This is a genomic window from Allobosea sp. LjRoot90 (assembly GCF_964254315.1).
GTDB lineage: Bacteria > Pseudomonadota > Alphaproteobacteria > Rhizobiales > Beijerinckiaceae > Allobosea.
Genome location: NZ_CAXUTF020000003.1, coordinates 421,749 through 437,549, shown reverse-complemented (window position 1 = coordinate 437,549; position 15,801 = coordinate 421,749). Strand labels below are relative to the sequence as shown.

Genomic DNA, 15,801 nt, shown 5'->3' with positions numbered 1-15,801 from the left:
GGTGTGGCTCCAGGCAGCGGCGATTGCCGTCAGGCGGCGACCGGCAGTTCGATGTTGAGGACGGCGTCGACGTCGATCACGACCAGGAGGCGATCGTCGAGGCGGTGAACACCCTTGGCGAGGGCAGCCCAGGCGCGATCGAGATGGATCGGCACAGGCTCGAAGGTCGTGCGGCTGAGGCGCATCACCTCGCCGACCGTGTCGACGATGAGCGCGAAAGCCTCGCCGCCCTGATCGATGCCGACGGCGGTGAGTTCGCGCCCGTCGGCGCCGGCCGGCGCAGCGTGGATGTTGGCGTGGCCCATCCGACGGCGCATGCAGATCGCGGTGACGACGCGCCCGCGCAGATTGATGAGGCCGACGATCTCGCTCGGCGCCAATGGCACCGGCGTGATGCGAGTGGCGATGAACACATCCTGGACGCGCGCGATCGGCAGGCCGAGCAGTTGCCCGCCGACCGTGACGGTGACGTAGTCGAGCGAATCCTCGAAAGCCGCCAGGCCGGGTTGGATAGCGGCGCTTGCGCTGGTCATGCGGCTTGCCTCAGCTTCGGCCGGGTTTCTGCGAGTTCCGCAATCAGCGCGCGCCGATCGAATTTGGCGACAACTTCGTCGAATTGCGCCTGCGCGGCCATGACATGGAGTTCGGGGGTCGGCAGACTTGCGAGCCCGATGATGCGCAAACCGGCATGCCGGCCTTCGGCGCGCAGCCGCGCAGCGAGCGCGAATGCAGCCTCGGCGTTGCGGTCGAGATCGATCACGACGGCGTTCAACTCGGTGCCGCCTGAGGCGAGGCCGGCCGCCATGCCGAGGTCGGCCGCATGGATTACCTGCAGGCCGGCGGCCTTGAGCACGGGGGCGAGCATCTCGCGCAGAAACTCGGACGGCTCGACCAGCAGAACGCGTGCTCCACCCGGCTCGCTGCGGCGCACATGCAGCCAATTTGGGTTGGCCTTGGGCAGGTAATACGCCAGGTCGAGGATCTCGGTCGCGCGGCCTCTGACGATCGCGGAGCCAAGCAGTCCCTGCTCAGGCATGGCCAGCATCTCGATGTCGAGCACTTCATCGACGATGTCGACGATAGCGTCGACTGCCAGCGCCATGCTGAAGTCTCCTTCCGAGAAGATCACCAGCGGCTGCAGGCCGGTCTGTCGGAGTTGAACCTCTTCGACGGGCACGACGGGCATCAGCCTGCCGCGATAGTTGAGCAGCGTGCGCCCGCCGCCGCTCTCGAACAGCCCGGCATCGACCTCCTCGAGCCGCGTGACCAGGGACAGGGGGACAGCTTTCAGCCGATCCTTGCCGGCGCGGAAGACCAACATCGTGGTGCGCTCGACGGGGAGGGCGGCCTCGGCGGAACTGTCCGAGGCGGCTTCGTCCTGAGGCGCCGCCACGCCGACCAGACGCGCCACGCCGTTGGGATCGACGATCAGCACCACGGCGCCGTCGCCCAGAATGGTGTTGCCCGAAAAGAGCGGGATATGGCGCAACCGCGTCGACATCGGTTTGACGACGATTTCCTCGGTGTGGAACACGGACTCCACGAGGATGCCGAACTGGCGCTCACCGACTTGCGTCACGACGATGAAGCCATCGTCGACGGTCGCGTCACTCGCCTTGTCCATCACCCCGGCGAGGGCGATGATCGGCAGCAACCGCTCGCGCAGTCGCAGCACGGGCGCGTTGTTGATGCGTTCGATGCTGTGTTCGCCACCGACCTTGACGCGCACCAGTTCGCGCACAACCACCTGCGGGATGGCGAGGCGCTGGCCAGCGGTCGCGACGATCAGGGCCGAGACGATCGCCAGCGTCAGCGGGATCTTGATGGTGATGGTGGTGCCCGTGCCGGCGATGCTGGCGACGTCGATCATGCCGCCGATCGCATCGACATTGACCTTGACCACGTCCATCCCGACGCCGCGTCCGGAAATAGCGGAGACGGTATCGGAGGTCGAGAAGCCCGGGTGGAAGATGAAGCGCAGGACCTGCATCTCACTCAGCCGTTCGGCCTCGGCTTCACCGACCAATCCCCGCTGTACCGCCTTGCGACGGATCCGGGTGGTGTCCATGCCGCGGCCGTCATCGGTGATCGCGATCGTGACCGACCCACCTTCGTGATAGGCCGACACCCGGATCGTGCCCATTTCGGGCTTGCCGAGCGCAGCGCGCTCCTGCGGTTCCTCGATCGCATGGTCGGCGCAGTTGCGGACCATGTGGATGAGTGGGTCCTTGATCAGTTCGAGGATCTGCCGGTCGAGCTCGGTGTCGGCCCCTTCCGTCACCAGCTCGATCTTCTTGCCGAGGTCGGTGGAGAGATCGCGGACGATACGCGGCAGCTTCGACCAGGCATTGCCGATCGGCTGCATGCGCGTCTTCATCACGCCGTCCTGCAGTTCGGCGGTGATGAGCGAGAGCCGCTGCAGCGGTCCTTTCAGGCCGGCATCCTCCTGTCGACGGGCGATCTCGAGCAACTGGTTGCGGGTCAGCACCAGCTCCGAGACCATGGTCATCAGATGCTCGAGCGTGTCGACATTGACGCGCAACGTCGCCGGCCCGGCCGCCCTCGCGTCCCGGGCAGCATCGCCATGAGCCTGTCCGGGTTGGTCGAGCGGGCTCGGCGCCGCGCGGAAGACCAGATCCATCTCGTCCGTCGCCGCATCCGCAGCGGGCGGGGGCGTAGGCTCTGCCGGGCGAGTTCCTGAAGTGCGGGCAAGATAGGCTGCGACCGGATCGAGCGGCGGCTGCGTCTGCCGGGCGGCCAGCTCCTGCTTCGCCCGCTGGGCGAGGCCGCGCAATTCGTCGATCAGCTGGCCGTCATGGCCGGGTGGCTCCTGCCCCTTCTCGGTGAGCTCGGCCATGATCTCCTTGATCCGGTCGATGGTCTCGAGGATCGCGGTGACCGCGGTCGAGGAGACGCTGGCGCCGTCGCGGAACTGGCCAATGACGGATTCGGCCGCATGCGTCAGTGCTTCGAGCCGCGGCAGTCCGATGAAGCCACAGGTGCCTTTGACCGTGTGAACGAGCCGGAAGATATTGCGCAGGATATCCCCGTTATTGGGCTCCTGCTCAAAGCGGACGAGTTCTCGATCGACCATATCGAGATGCTCGCCGGTCTCGCCGAGAAACTCTTGCAGCAACTCGTCCATGCACGGACTGCTCACTTACATCACGGATTTGGCCCGGATAGTGCGGTGCAAGGGTTTATGATCAGTTGAGAGCGAGCGGAAACCGCACAATATTACATTCACCAGATGCTGTTTTCCTGGCGCTCAGGCCGCTTCCGCATTGATGCTGACGGTATCGCCCTCGATCGCGAAAGCGATCTTCATCCCGGCGGCGCGGGCGACCAGGCCGGTATAGAGCGGCTGGACCGCATGAGCGTCGATGACGCCGCTCTCGGAGCGCCCGGCAATCAGCTCCTCGACATGAGCGGGAATACGCGCATGCGAGCCCGTAGCGGTGATGGCGAAGCTGCCCTGCTCGCCGGTGACGGTGGCCCGGGACGTGATCTTGCCGCCGCGCGGGATCGCCTGCGTCGCCAGAACGAGCAGGTTGAGCACCAGCTTGACCTGGTTCTTCGGCAGGAGGGCGCGCGGAGCCTCCCAGTCGAGCGACAGCTTCTCGTCGTTGAGAAAGCCGTTGGCGACGGAGCCGGCGTCGCCCAAGTCGATCATCGCGCCGGCGGAGCCGGCCGCGCCGAAGGCGAGCCGGGCGAACTGCAGGCGGGCGGAGGCGTTGCGCGCGCTCTTCTTGATCAGGTCGAGCGCGAAGTCCTTCATCGAGGGATCGTCCTCCTCGAGCACTTCGAGCGCGTTGACGATCGCGCCGACCGGGCTGATCACATCATGGCAGACGCGGCTGCAGAGAAGTGCGGCCAGATCGAGCGGCTCGAGCGAGATGGCGGTCATGATCCGGTCCTGCGATCAAGAGAATCAGGGCGGTACGCGCCCAATATGATGGTGCAGCATGCGCCACGCTGGTTTGCAGCTGGTTAACCATAGCCGCGAGGGAGCCACCGTCGGAGCATTCCACTCTGGCATGCCGGGGCAAGATGGCTGCCAGAAGGCGAGCCGGCTTTTTCTTTGGCCCGCCATGCATTACCTAACAGAACGAGACCGCCGGAGGCGCCGCCCGGCATTCGCACTGCATGGCATACGGCGCCGGCGAGACTGGTTCGAGACATGGCCATCGCTCACGACGATCCGCGTCTGATCGACCGGGACGGGCTTGCACGCTCGCTCGGCGAGGCGGCGCGGCGCACGGCGGCCGTCCTGCTGGCGAAGCGGGCGGTGCGCGACGTCAAGCTCAAGGCGGACGGCTCGCCGGTCTGTTCTGCCGACCTCGCCGCGGATTTCACCGCGAAGCAGGCGCTGGCCGAGCTGCTGCCCGGCTTTCCGGTGATCAGCGAGGAGAGTGTCGACGACGTCGCGCCGGCTTCGGTCTTCATCCTGCTCGACCCGCTCGACGGCACGCGCGAGTTCCTGGCCTCCGGCGACAGCTATTGCGTCGCCATCGCCGTGATCCACGATGGCCGGCCGCTCGCGGGTGCGATCGCGGCGCCTGCTCTGGGCCGGCTCTGGTATGGTGGTGAGCGGAGCTTCGCCCAGGCACTGGATGCAGAAGCGGCGGCGCTGGGCGCGGCGCGCGAAGTCCATGTCCGCACGGAGCCGACAGACGGCCCGCTGATGCTGGTGAGCCGCTTCCACGGGGACACGGTCAGTGCCGGGGTTGCGACTGCGCTCGCGAAGGGAGAGGGCGCGCCGGTGTCCTCGGCCGTGAAGTTCGGGCTCATCGCCAGCGGCGAGGCCGACCTGCATGTTCGCGGTGGCACCACGATGGAATGGGACATTGCCGCCGGCGATGCGATCCTTGCGGCCGCCGGCGGTGTGCTTTTGACCCTCGACGGCGAAAAGCCGGTTTACGGCAATGTCGATCGCGATTTCCGCAATCCGCCTTTCGTCGCTGCGAGCTGTGAGAGGCTGGCCAGGCTCGCGATCGAGAAGGCGGCGGCCTGCCGCTGCTGACCGTTGACGGGCGGGCTCAGCGTGCGATCAATGCCGTCACGGCTGACCAGCGTTCCTGGGCTTTCACCCGCAAGGCCGCCTCAGTGAGGAAGCGCTGGCGATTCTCGTCGCTGCGGAAGAAATAGAGCCGCGATCCGATGACGGCGAAACGGCGCGGGTCGGCATCGACAACGCGTCCTTCCGCGACGCCGCTGGCATCAAAGCCGCCGAAGCGCGGGGTATAGACCTCGGGCGCCTCACGGAAGGCGTCGCGATTGGCGGCGCTGGCGAAGCGCCAGACCGTTCCGTCGGAGATCAGTTCGTAATCGGGCAGGCCCGGCACCGCGGCATCGTTCAGGAAATAGGCGACGGGATCGAAGCCGGAGAGCGCGAAGCCGGAACGGTTGTCGCGCTGCATGGCCTCGCCGAGATTCGGCATTTGCGGCAGGCCCGGAGGGAGGGCTGAAGCCCGGCTCGCTATGGCCGTGAAGGGAAGCGCACAGCTTAATCCGATGCCGGCGAGCACAATCCCGGCATGCCTTGCTGCGGCCTTCATCGACACCAATCCTTGGTTCAAGTCGCGTCACGGCGCGTTCTGCGCCGCAGTTCACCGCTTGGATACACATACAGCGTATCCAGGAGGTTACCGTGGTCACGAGGATTCGCACGACCCACCGTCGACGCCACCCGGCAGGAGGCCGAATGCCCATGCCCGGCGCTTGCCTGGAGACGATGAGATGAACCATACCCGCCGCACCCTGCTCGCCAGCGCCCTGCTGCTGGGCGCAGGCCTGGCCGCCGGTCCCGCCGCCGCTCAGCAGAGCCCGCGTTCGTTTTCGCAGAACGAGCTGGTCACCTCCGGCCACCAGTTCTTCGGCAACGTCTCGCGCGGACTCGCGCTGACGATCGAGGAGGCGGTGCGCCGCTGGGGCGAGCCGAACGGCTATGTGCTTGGCCAGGAAGCGTCCGGCGCTTTCGTCGGCGGGCTGCGCTTTGGCGAGGGCACGCTGTTCACCCGCAATGCCGGAGACCGCAAGGTGTACTGGCAGGGACCTTCGGTCGGCTTCGATTTCGGCGGCGACGGCGCCCGCACCATGATGCTGATCTACAATCTGCCGAGCGTGGGCGCCCTCTATCAGCGTTTCGGCGGGGTCGACGGCTCGGTCTATTTCGTCGGCGGCTTCGGCTTCACCGCGCTGACGGCTGCTGGCGTGACGGTCGTGCCGATCCGCACTGGTGTCGGCTGGCGGCTCGGCGTCAATCTCGGCTACCTGAAATTCACCCCGGAAGCGACCTGGAACCCGTTCTGATCTGATAATTCGGCGCTGCTGGTCTTATCTTGCAAGACATGGCAGCCTGAGATCGGGCTGATCGCAGAAACTGGAGCTGCCCTGCCTTGATCGAAGCCGTGATGCTCGTCTTGCTCGGCTTCCTGTCGGCCAGCCTGCTCGCCCTCTCGGCGTTGCCGGCTTTGAGCCGCCGGGCCGATCGGCTGGCGCGACGACGCGCCGAAGCGGCATTTCCTTTGTCCCTTGCCGAGATCGCCGCCGATCGCGATCATCTGCGCGCCGAGCTGGCGATCCGCGAGCGGGCTCTGGAGCAGAGGGCCGAGAGCGGCTTTGCCGCCAAGGCCGGCGCGATGAGCGAACTCGGCCGCCGCGACATGACGATCGGTCGACTAGAAACCGAACTCGCCGAGCGCCGGCAGAGGATCGCGGATCTCGAAGCGGAGCTGGGGCAAAGGACGCAGGAACTCGCTCAAACGCGCGAGGCGCTAGCTGGGGAGAGCGCCGGTCATCAGACGGTGCAGGCGACGCTTTCGAGCCGCATCGCCGATCTTGCCGCCGTTGAGGCACAGCTCGCCGAGACCCGCCAGGCACTCAGCGGCAACTCCGCCGATCTGGCGGCGCGCATTCAGGAACTCGCCGAGCTCAGGGCCTTGCATGACAAGGCCGGGGCGATGCTCGCCGAGCGCGACCAGGCGCTTTCGGCTTTGAACAGCGAACATGACCGCCAGCGCGTCGTCCTGGTCGAGGCCGGCACGCTGAGGCTCAAGCTGGAGACCGAGCGGGACGATCTATCGGCGCGTCTCACCACGGCCGAAACGGCGCTTGCCGAGGCGCGCACGAACCTCTCCGCCATGAAGCTGGACCGCGACAGCGAGAGGCTGCGCGCTGACGCGCTTTCGACACGCGCGACCGAGGCCGAGGCAGCGCTGCGCACGGCCGATGCGAACGCCGTCAAGCTTGGCGCCGAGATCGCACGACAGGAGGCGGCCGTGACGCAGGCATCCTTGGAGCACGCCGAGGCGCTGGCCCGAATCAAGGCGCTCGAAGACAAGATCGAAGCGGCTGCTGCGGCCGAGGCCCGCCTGAAGGGACAGCTGGCCAGCGACGCGGCGGCTCACCGCGAGGCCTTGCGCGAGCGCGACGAGACAGTCGAGGCGCTCCATGCCGAACTAAGCACCGTCCAGGGCGCTCGCGATCAGGCGCGGACCGATCGGGCCGGCCTCAAGCGCGAGCTTGCGGCCTTGCGCAAGCAGGGCGGCGGCAAGGCAGCCGGCGAAGCGGCCCTGCGCCAGGAGATCGTCCGGTTGGCCGATGCGCTGCTCGTCGCGTCCGAGAGCCGCGAGGCGGCGGAATAGGCATCCGTTCGCCAAAGCCTTTTCACCGCGGCCGGCGATGTTCTAGTGAGAAAGCGGGTCGCATTCGCGGCCGCCCTTCTCGGTTTGGATTCATGACGGATATCGTTTGTATCGGCGAACCCCTCGGCGAGTTCAACGCGACGCGGGGCGAGGCTGGTGCCTATCGCTTCGGCCAAGGCGGCGACACGTCCAATTGCGCGATCGCTGCGGCGCGGCAGGGGGCGAAGGTCGCCTATATCGGTGCGCTCGGCGATGACGAGCCGGGCCGGTCCTTCCGGACGCTGTGGGCTGAAGAAGGCGTCGACGACACCCATGTCTCGACGCATCCATCTGCATCGACTGGGCTTTATTTCGTTTCGCATGGGCCGCAGGGCCACGTCTTCTCCTATGTGCGCGCCGGTTCGGCTGCGGCCCTCTATGGCCCGGCGCAATTGCCGAAGGATGTCATCGCCTCGGCCAAGGTGATCCAGGCCTCCGGCATCAGCCAGGCGATCTCGGCGAGCGCCTGCGATGCGGTGTTCGAGGCTTTCGCCATCGCGCGCGAGAACGGCGTGCTGACTGCCTACGACACCAATCTCCGGCTGAAGCTCTGGCCCCTGACGCGGGCGCGGGCGATCATCCACGCCGCCTGCGAGATGGCTGATATCGTCCTGCCGGGCGATGGCGATGCGAAACTGCTGACCGGTCTGGAGCAACCGGATGCGATCGTCGACTTCTACCTGAAGCGCGGCGCCAAGGTCGTGGCCCTGACGCTCGGCCATGAGGGTTCGCTGGTGGCGACGCCGGAGAAGCGTCAGCGCTTCGTGCCGATCAAGGTCGATGCGATCGACGCGACCGGGGCCGGCGATTGCTATGATGGCGCTTTCCTCGCCGAATACATCCGCACCGGCGACGCCTTCATGGCCGGTGCCTATGCCAATGTCGCGGCGGCCCTGTCGACGCAGGGCTATGGCGCGGTCGCGCCGCTGCCGCGCCGGGCCGAGGTCGAGGCGCGCATCGCCAAGGAAGCGGTTGGCCGGGCATGAACGTTCCTGTCTTGATGGAAGCGGGCGCGCTGCTCGCCCGCTACGACGTGCTGATCAGCGATGTCTGGGGCGTCGTCCATGACGGCGTGCTGGCGCTTAGGCCGGCCTGCGACGCTCTGATGCGCTATCGCCAGGGCGGTGGCACGGTGGTGCTGCTCTCGAACGCACCGGGGCCCTCGGCGCAGATCGCGGGCGTGCTCGACGAAAAGCGCGTGCCGCGGGCCGCCTGGGACCGGCTGGTGACCTCGGGCGACGTGACGCGGGCGCTGATCGCCGAGACGCATCTGCGCAAGGTCTATCATATCGGCGAGCATGGCGACCGTGCGGTGTTCGCGGGCTTCGACATCGAACTTGTCGGCGAGACTGACGCCGAGTTCGTCGTCGCGACCGAGCTCAACGATTATCGCCGCGAGACGCCGGAGCAATACCGGCCGCTGCTGTCGCGCTTTGCGGCGCGCAGGCTACCCTTCATCTGCGGCAATCCCGATCTCGTCGTCCATGTCGGCCATGATCTCCTGCCCTGCGCCGGAGCGCTGGCGACGATCTATGAGGAGCTAGGAGGCCACGTCGCCTGGGCTGGCAAGCCGCACCGTCCGGCTTATGATCTTGCGCTCGCGGCCGCCCGCGAGGCGCGCGGCGGCCGGGATGTCGATCCCGCCCGCGTGCTGGTGATCGGCGATGCGGTGCGCACCGATTTGGCCGGCGCCAGGATGATGGGCTTCGACAGCCTGTTCATCGCCGGCGGCATCCATCGCGACGAGACGATCCGCGACGGCTCCGTCGTCCCGGACGGACTCGCCCGGGTGCTGGCGGCGCACTGGCCGCTGCCGGTCGCGGCGATGGCGGCGCTGGGTTGATCAGACCGGCGGCGGGTTCGCCTTGCGGATCCGCTCGCCGATTGCGTGATAGAGCCCGTCGAGCGGGCGGAAGACGAAGCGGATCGTCGAGCGGCCGGGTGGCACCTGCACGGCGCGGAAGATGACGTTTGCCCGCATCAGCTCGGCCGGCTTGCCGTCGACCTCGACTTGCCACCAGGGCTGCCAGACATCGTTCAGCACGACGAAGCCGCCGCGCGGCGCGTCGGCCTCGAGCAGCACTTCGGTCGTGCCATAATTGCGGATGCGCACGCTTCCTGCCTGAGCCGGGCCGGTTGGCAGCGGCGGCGCCTTGTCGAGCAGGACGGTGCGGCGCGGATCGAAGCCAGCAGGCCATTGCCCGCCTTTCAGGATGGCGCTGAAATCGGCGGCTTGCGCTTCGGTGACGAGAAGTACGCGCGGCAAGGCGCGCGGGTTCTCGTAGACATAGGCGTCCTTGGTCCGCGCGATCTGGACGAGGTCGCCGGGCTTGAGCCGCTTGTCGATCTCCTCGACCGGGACGCCGGTCGCGATGAAGCGTAACCCCAGCATGTCGGCGAGCAGGGAGCGGTAGGATGGCATCAGCGCCGAGAAGGTGCGCTGGTCGGGCAAAGCGACATGGTCACCGGCGCCGGTTGCCGCGCTGTAAAGGCCGAGCCGGAGCGGGTTGTAGCCCAGCGTGTTGTCGAGCCCGTGCACCAGGCTGGCGTTCGGCCAGTGGAAATCGATGCCGGCGAGCTCGATGCGGTCGCGCCGGTCGGGGCCGGCGGTTCGGGCGGTCTCGCGTTTGAGCAGCGCGATGGTCTCGTTGCTGCTGTCGGCGCGCAGGACTTCGTAGTGCCCGGCAGGCAATGCGGTCGATTCGCTCGGGCCGTTGTTGACTGAGAGATCGACGATCATGGCGATGGCGAGAATGACTGTCGCGGCCATGCCGGCGTCCTGCAGAGCGAGGCCGCGCGCCGCGACTAGCGCGCCTGCAACCAGCATCAGGCAGAGTGCGGCGGTCACCAGCGGCACGAAGGCGACGTGGAGACGGCCAATCGTCCAGGCGAGCCAGATCGCCAGGCCGAAGCCCGCGAGCAGCAGCAGGGTTTCAAGCGCGATCTGCCAGCGGCGCGGGCGTGGCGCCGTGTCGGTCAGGACGAGATGCGTGAGATAGCCGCCGAGGATCGCCAGCAGCGCGCCGAGAATGAAGAGCGCATCGGCTGGGCGGCGGTAGAAATCGATGCCGGGCAAGTGGAAGAGCAGGGCAAAGCCCGGCGTGTAGCGGCCGAGCGCAAAGACCAGCACGATCAATGCTGCGGCGCTCAGGGCGACGATCTCGCGCCGCAGCAGGGCGCCGCGGACGATGCCGACGCCGACGACGAGCAGGATCGGCAGCAGGCCGAGATAGAGCTCGCCCATATTGCGGGCGAGGTAGAGATCGAGCGGGCCGAAGCGTTTCTCCCAGGCCGGGCTCGGCGGCCCCCAGAAATTATCGAGCGGCCCGGATGCGCCGTAGAGATTGGCGATCAACCCGGTCAGTAGCGAGCCTGGATGCAGCGAGCCCTTGCCGGCCCCGGCGAGATCGATGACCGGCCGGTTGGATTCCTCCGCCAGGACGGCGGTGAGCAGGATCGGGACCGTCGCGACCATGATGGCGCCGAGCGCGCCGAGCAGAAGGGGCACGACGCTCGCCCGCAGTGCCGCCAGCGGCTTGTCGGCCATGGCGACGGCGGCGAGCACCAGCCCGACGAGGACATAGACGCCGAGCAGCGCGACCTGGTCGCGCCCGAGCACCATGAAGCCGGCGGCGAGGCCGGCCGCGAAACCGTAACGCCAGGAGCTGCGCTCGAGCGCGCGCGAGAGCAGCAGCAGCGTCACCGCGAAATAGGACAGGCTCAGCACCTGCCCGACATGCTGGATGCGCCAGGCGGCGGCGGCGCCGAAGGCGAAGGAGAGGGCGCAGACGACCGCACCAGCCGGGTGCCAGCCGCGATCCCGGAAGAGCAGGACGAGGCAGAGCGCGCCGACGAGCAGCGCGCCGAGCAGCGCGCCGTCACTCCAGCGGAAGTCCGGCGTCGGATTGAGCAGGGCGATCAGGAAGAAGGGCGGCGAGAAGATCAGCGATTGCGGATCGGCGACCTGCGGCGAGCCGGCGAAGACGAAGGGCGTCCAGAATGGCGAGAGGCCCTTGTGCAGGGCGCTTGCGAGGAATTGCAGCTGCGGATGGAAATGCGCCTTGGCGTCCCAGGGTATGGTGACGGCGCCGGAGAGCCAGGGCCAGGACAAAGCGAGCCAGCCGGCGCAGACTAGCAGCATCACCCTGGCGGTCGGCCAGGGCGCGGGCGTTGGTTCGATGTTGTGGCGGTCCCGGTCGGGCATGGAGGCTTCCTGCCTCAGGCCCGGCGTGGGATCAATGCCGGCGCCCGTCAATCCTTGGGCGCAGCGCGCGCCATCAGCGCGTCCATGTCGATGAAATGCCCGGCTCGATCACGCTTTGAGGCGAGATAGCGGACATTATGGACATTCGGGCGGCCGAGCACGCGCTGGGTCGCGGCGACTTCGAGGCCGGCGGCCTTGATCGCCCCGACCTTCAGCGGGTTATTGGTCAGCGCCGTGACGCTGGAGACGCCGAGCTGCTTCAGCATGGCGGCGGCGAAGTCGAAATGGCGCTGGTCGAGATCGAAGCCGAGCACCTCGTCGGCATCGTAGGTGTCCCAGCCCTGGCTCTGCAGCTTGTAGGCGCGCATCTTGTTGGAGATGCCGTTGCCGCGGCCTTCCTGGTCGAGATAGAGCAGGATGCCGCCCTCGTTCTGCGCCATCCACTGCACGGTCTCGCGCAGCTGGTCGCCGCAATCGCATTTCAGCGAGCCGAACAGGTCGCCGGTCAGGCAGGCCGAATGCAGGCGCACCGGCACGGCGGTCGAGAGATCCGGCTTGCCGACGATGATCGCGACCTGGTCGCGCAGGCCCTCGCCACCGCGGAAGACGACGAATTCTGTGTCGGGCGCGCCCTCAAGCGGCACCGGCGCACGGCCGACGATGGCAAGCCGGGCGACCTGGGCGGTACGGTAGCCATTGAGGGCCTCAATGGTGACCTCGATCAACGGCTCGCTGGCGACCTGCTGGGCCGAAACCGGGACGAGGATCACCGCCGGCAGCACAAGTGCGAGACGCGCCAGTTCGAGCGCGGCATTGTCGAGCGGGCCGGCCGGGCCGACAGGCGCATCGACGCGGGCGTCGAGCTTCAGGGCAAGGGCCTCGATACGGGCAAGATCGATCGCCGGCATGGCGAGGATGCCGGTTTCCGCACGGCCTTTGGCGCCGAGACGGCGCAGGCGCGCAGCGCTCAGCACGAGACGGGCATGGCCAGCGGAAAGATCGTCGAGACGGCTGGCGAGATCGGCCTCAGCAAGTTCTGCCGACAATGCCAGCGCCAGATCACCGCCATGGCGCAGCAGCACGGGGCGGGCAGCGCGGAACTCGGCGAGAGCGCGGTCGACGGTGACCAGATCGGTTTCACCCGGCCGGCCGAAAAGCGTACGCGACTGAGGCATCGGAAGGTCCGTCAGATTGCGCCCGAAAGCGGCGGAGGAAGTATGCTTGCTACGCGCGTCTCGCTCGGACGGATGCATCCGATGCAATATCGCGTTCCTACAACGTGCCCGTTTCTGCGTGGTTCCCAAGACAGTGCCTGCAATCCACCTGATCGCCGGCGGATTGCAGACTGGCCTATAAAAGCGCGAGATTGAACACCAGATGAATAGTCGCAGCAGCGGGGCGAATATGGCTATCGGGAGCGTCGAAGGGAAATGACGCAGCGACATGACGAGGTGACAACCAGCGCGGGACGCGCCGCGGTCTACAGCCCGGTGGCGCGGTCCCTGCACTGGGTCACCGCCGCGGCAGCGTTCGTGATGGTGCCGCTCGGGCTGGCCATGACCTATCGCGGCAACACGCTCGATATCTGGGACGGTCTGACCGATGCGCTCTATTCGACGCACAAGTTGCTCGGTTTCCTCGTGCTCTGGCTCAGCGCCGGCCGGTTGATTTACAGGCTGGTCCATGGCGCGCCGCCAGACGAGCCGACGCTGGAGTGGTGGCAGAAGGCCGCCTCACATCTCGTCCATTGGGCGCTCTACGGCCTGCTGCTGATCGTGCCGCTGCTCGGCTGGACCGGCATTTCGCTGTTCCCATCGCTGACGGTGTTCAACCTGTTCGACCTGCCGGCGCTGGCCGCGCCAAATGAAGAGGCTGCCAAGCGCGTGCTCTTCGTCCATGGTTGGCTTGCCATCCTGCTCGCGCTGCTGGTCTGCGGGCATATCGCAGCCGCGCTGTTTCATCATGTCATCCGCAAGGACGGAGTGCTGCGCCGGATGCTGCCCGGGCTGAAATAGCGCTCACCATTCCGCCGGCGGCGGCATCGCATCGATGATCTCGGCGAGGCGGCGGCGGGTGCCGGGCGTCGTCTTGTCCGGCAAGGCCGAAAGCGGGAAGAAGCGCGCCTCGGCGATCTCGCGATCCGGTTGCTTCACTGCCGTCTGCGTGAAGGCGCGTACGACGAAGACGGCGACATGGTCGCGATCGGAGACATGGCGGTTGAGGAAGACCCCGTGCAGCACGGCCGGGCCGGTCAGCGCGATGTTCGCTTCCTCGCGCAGTTCCTTGGCGATCGCATCGACAAGCGTCTCGTTCGGCTCGACGCCGCCACCGGGCAGGTGCCAGCCTGGCGTATAGGTATGGCGCACCAGCAGGACCTCGCCGGCCTCGCTCAGCACGGCTGCGCGCGCGCCGAGCGTCATGCCGCGGCGCAGGCGGAAATAGAGGTGCAGGCCGCGGCCGGCCAGGCGCCGGAGGGGTTGCGGCACCCGCTCTATTCCCGTCGCGCCGGAGCGCGGCCCGGATTCATCCTCATTGCTCACGATTTGGGCAGATCCCGGTGCCAGGTTAACTCTCCATGCGTCATACGCATATCAGAACTCTATTTTGCCTCTCGATATAACACAAACGCGCCTTAAATGAGGGCTACAAACTTCGCATCACCGCTGGGGAATTGTCATGCTTCTCGCCTTCATCACCGCTCGTCTGAACGCCAAGCCCCGCTTCGTCTGGAAGCCGGCTGTCACCCTGACCGATCCGCGCATCGTCTCGGAGCTGATGGGCTCGGCCAACTGAGCCTTTCGGCCTGCGTCATCTTCGCCCGCCGCCGCCGTCGCGCTTGACGCGGCGCGGGCGTTGAAGGCAAGCGCTGGAGCGTGTTCACGCTCGCGCACCTCTCCGACCCGCATCTCGGGCCGCTGACCAAGTTCTCGCTGCGCGAGCTGCTCGGCAAGCGCGCGACCGGATACGTCAACTGGCGACGCAAGCGCCGCCATGCCCATGACATGGAAATCCTCGGGCTGATCGTCGCCGACATCCTGGCGCAGAAGCCCGACCATATCGCCTGCACCGGCGATGTCTCCCATATCGGCCTGCCGACCGAGTTCAAAACGGCGCTCTCCTTCCTCGACACTCTGGGCCCACGCGACACCGTCAGTTTCGTGCCGGGCAATCACGATTGCTATGCCCGCTCGTCACTGTCGGCGCTGGCGCGCGAGCTCGCGCCCTGGTGCGCCAGCGATGGCGGCGACGCCGGCTATCCCTGGTATCGCAAGCGAGGGCCGGTCGCGCTGATCGGGATGAATACCGGCATTCCGACCATGCCGCTGATGGCGACCGGACGGGTCGGCTCGGCCCAAATTGCCGCGACGGAGAAGCTGCTGGCACGGGCCAAGGCCGAAGGGCTGATCCGCGTCGTGCTGATCCACCATCCGCCCTATGTCGGTGGCGCGCGGCGCACGCGTGAACTGATCGACGCCGATGCCTTCGAGGCGATGCTGCGCCGGGCCGGGGCCGAGCTCGTCCTGCACGGCCACAACCATCGCTTCTCGCTGGCCTGGCGCCCGGGCCTCGACCACGACGTGCCGATCGTCGGCGTGCCCTCGGCTTCGATCGGCCTGCGCGGCGGCCATGGCGAGCTCGCCTGCTGGCACCTGCTGCGCATCGCGGGGCCGCCAGCGGCCCCGATCATCAGCCTGGAGCGCCGTGCCTTCGATCTTGATGGCACGGTCAAGCTGCTGCAGCTGATGCCGCTGACGGGCGGCGGGATGGTCTGAGCCCTTGGTCATTCCGGGGCTTCGCGTAGCGAAGAGCCCGGAACCCAGAACCGATGCCATCCTCCAGATGAGGCGCCACTATCGTCGCCTTCTTGGTCACCGTCATCGGTTCTGGGTTCCGGGCTCAGGCCTATGGCCT

At 67.2% G+C, this 15,801-nt stretch carries 14 protein-coding genes; 7 read left to right on the top strand and 7 right to left on the bottom strand.

Annotated features, from left to right (window positions below):
• Nucleotides 1-29 precede the first annotated feature (29 nt).
• The 3 genes from ACSQ3M_RS14180 to chpT form a co-directional block, all read right to left on the bottom strand.
• Nucleotides 30-533, bottom strand: a complete 504-nt coding sequence (locus ACSQ3M_RS14180; protein WP_436150714.1) for a chemotaxis protein CheW — start codon at nucleotides 531-533, stop codon at nucleotides 30-32.
• Nucleotides 530-3,145 carry a chemotaxis protein CheW gene (locus tag ACSQ3M_RS14175; RefSeq protein ID WP_436150713.1) on the bottom strand — a complete coding sequence of 872 codons (2,616 nt, stop codon included), beginning with the start codon at nucleotides 3,143-3,145 and terminating at the stop codon, nucleotides 530-532. Before ACSQ3M_RS14175 ends, ACSQ3M_RS14180 begins: the two co-directional genes overlap by 4 nt.
• 123 nt (nucleotides 3,146-3,268) lie before the next feature.
• A complete protein-coding gene (chpT, locus tag ACSQ3M_RS14170) occupies nucleotides 3,269-3,907 on the bottom strand; it encodes a histidine phosphotransferase ChpT (protein WP_436150712.1) in 639 nt (212 codons plus the stop codon).
• 273 nt (nucleotides 3,908-4,180) lie between these two features.
• Here chpT and ACSQ3M_RS14165 point away from each other — a divergent pair, with 273 nt between their 5' ends.
• Entirely contained in the window at nucleotides 4,181-5,023 is an 843-nt protein-coding gene (locus ACSQ3M_RS14165) for a 3'(2'),5'-bisphosphate nucleotidase CysQ family protein (protein WP_436150711.1), read from the top strand.
• 16 nt (nucleotides 5,024-5,039) lie between these two features.
• Here the strand turns inward: ACSQ3M_RS14165 and ACSQ3M_RS14160 are convergent, their stop codons facing one another.
• Nucleotides 5,040-5,441: a YHS domain-containing (seleno)protein gene (locus tag ACSQ3M_RS14160; RefSeq protein WP_436150710.1), complete on the bottom strand. Its 402-nt coding sequence runs from the start codon at nucleotides 5,439-5,441 to the stop codon at nucleotides 5,040-5,042.
• 298 nt (nucleotides 5,442-5,739) lie between these two features.
• Between ACSQ3M_RS14160 and ACSQ3M_RS14155 the strand changes: the two genes are divergently transcribed.
• The 4 genes from ACSQ3M_RS14155 (at nucleotide 5,740) to ACSQ3M_RS14140 (ending at nucleotide 9,528) form a co-directional block, all read left to right on the top strand.
• A complete protein-coding gene (locus ACSQ3M_RS14155; protein ID WP_436150709.1) occupies nucleotides 5,740-6,312 on the top strand; it encodes a DUF1134 domain-containing protein in 573 nt (190 codons plus the stop codon).
• 86 nt (nucleotides 6,313-6,398) lie between these two features.
• Nucleotides 6,399-7,646 (top strand): hypothetical protein, encoded by a 1,248-nt coding sequence (locus ACSQ3M_RS14150; RefSeq protein WP_436150708.1) that lies wholly within the window; start codon nucleotides 6,399-6,401, stop codon nucleotides 7,644-7,646.
• Nucleotides 7,647-7,738: 92 nt separating this feature from the next.
• The gene (locus ACSQ3M_RS14145) at nucleotides 7,739-8,671 is read left to right on the top strand and encodes a sugar kinase (protein WP_436150707.1); all 933 of its coding nucleotides are present in this window, start codon (nucleotides 7,739-7,741) and stop codon (nucleotides 8,669-8,671) included.
• A complete protein-coding gene (locus ACSQ3M_RS14140; RefSeq protein WP_436150706.1) occupies nucleotides 8,668-9,528 on the top strand; it encodes a TIGR01459 family HAD-type hydrolase in 861 nt (286 codons plus the stop codon). Before ACSQ3M_RS14145 ends, ACSQ3M_RS14140 begins: the two co-directional genes overlap by 4 nt.
• Here ACSQ3M_RS14140 and ACSQ3M_RS14135 read toward each other — a convergent pair whose 3' ends face one another.
• Together ACSQ3M_RS14135 and ribA are read right to left on the bottom strand one after the other, a co-directional pair.
• On the bottom strand, nucleotides 9,529-11,889 hold the full coding sequence (locus tag ACSQ3M_RS14135; RefSeq protein ID WP_436150705.1) for a hypothetical protein: 2,361 nt from the start codon (nucleotides 11,887-11,889) through the stop codon (nucleotides 9,529-9,531).
• A gap of 47 nt (nucleotides 11,890-11,936) precedes the next feature.
• The gene (gene ribA / locus ACSQ3M_RS14130; RefSeq protein ID WP_436150704.1) at nucleotides 11,937-13,064 is read right to left on the bottom strand and encodes a GTP cyclohydrolase II RibA; all 1,128 of its coding nucleotides are present in this window, start codon (nucleotides 13,062-13,064) and stop codon (nucleotides 11,937-11,939) included.
• Nucleotides 13,065-13,319: 255 nt separating this feature from the next.
• Between ribA and ACSQ3M_RS14125 the strand changes: the two genes are divergently transcribed.
• Complete coding sequence (locus tag ACSQ3M_RS14125; protein ID WP_436150703.1) at nucleotides 13,320-13,904, top strand: cytochrome b; 585 nt, start codon at nucleotides 13,320-13,322, stop codon at nucleotides 13,902-13,904.
• A gap of 3 nt (nucleotides 13,905-13,907) precedes the next feature.
• Here the strand turns inward: ACSQ3M_RS14125 and ACSQ3M_RS14120 are convergent, their stop codons facing one another.
• Complete coding sequence (locus ACSQ3M_RS14120; protein WP_436150971.1) at nucleotides 13,908-14,384, bottom strand: NUDIX domain-containing protein; 477 nt, start codon at nucleotides 14,382-14,384, stop codon at nucleotides 13,908-13,910.
• A gap of 378 nt (nucleotides 14,385-14,762) precedes the next feature.
• Here ACSQ3M_RS14120 and ACSQ3M_RS14115 point away from each other — a divergent pair, with 378 nt between their 5' ends.
• Complete coding sequence (locus ACSQ3M_RS14115; protein WP_436150702.1) at nucleotides 14,763-15,662, top strand: metallophosphoesterase family protein; 900 nt, start codon at nucleotides 14,763-14,765, stop codon at nucleotides 15,660-15,662.
• Nucleotides 15,663-15,801: the final 139 nt, after the last annotated feature.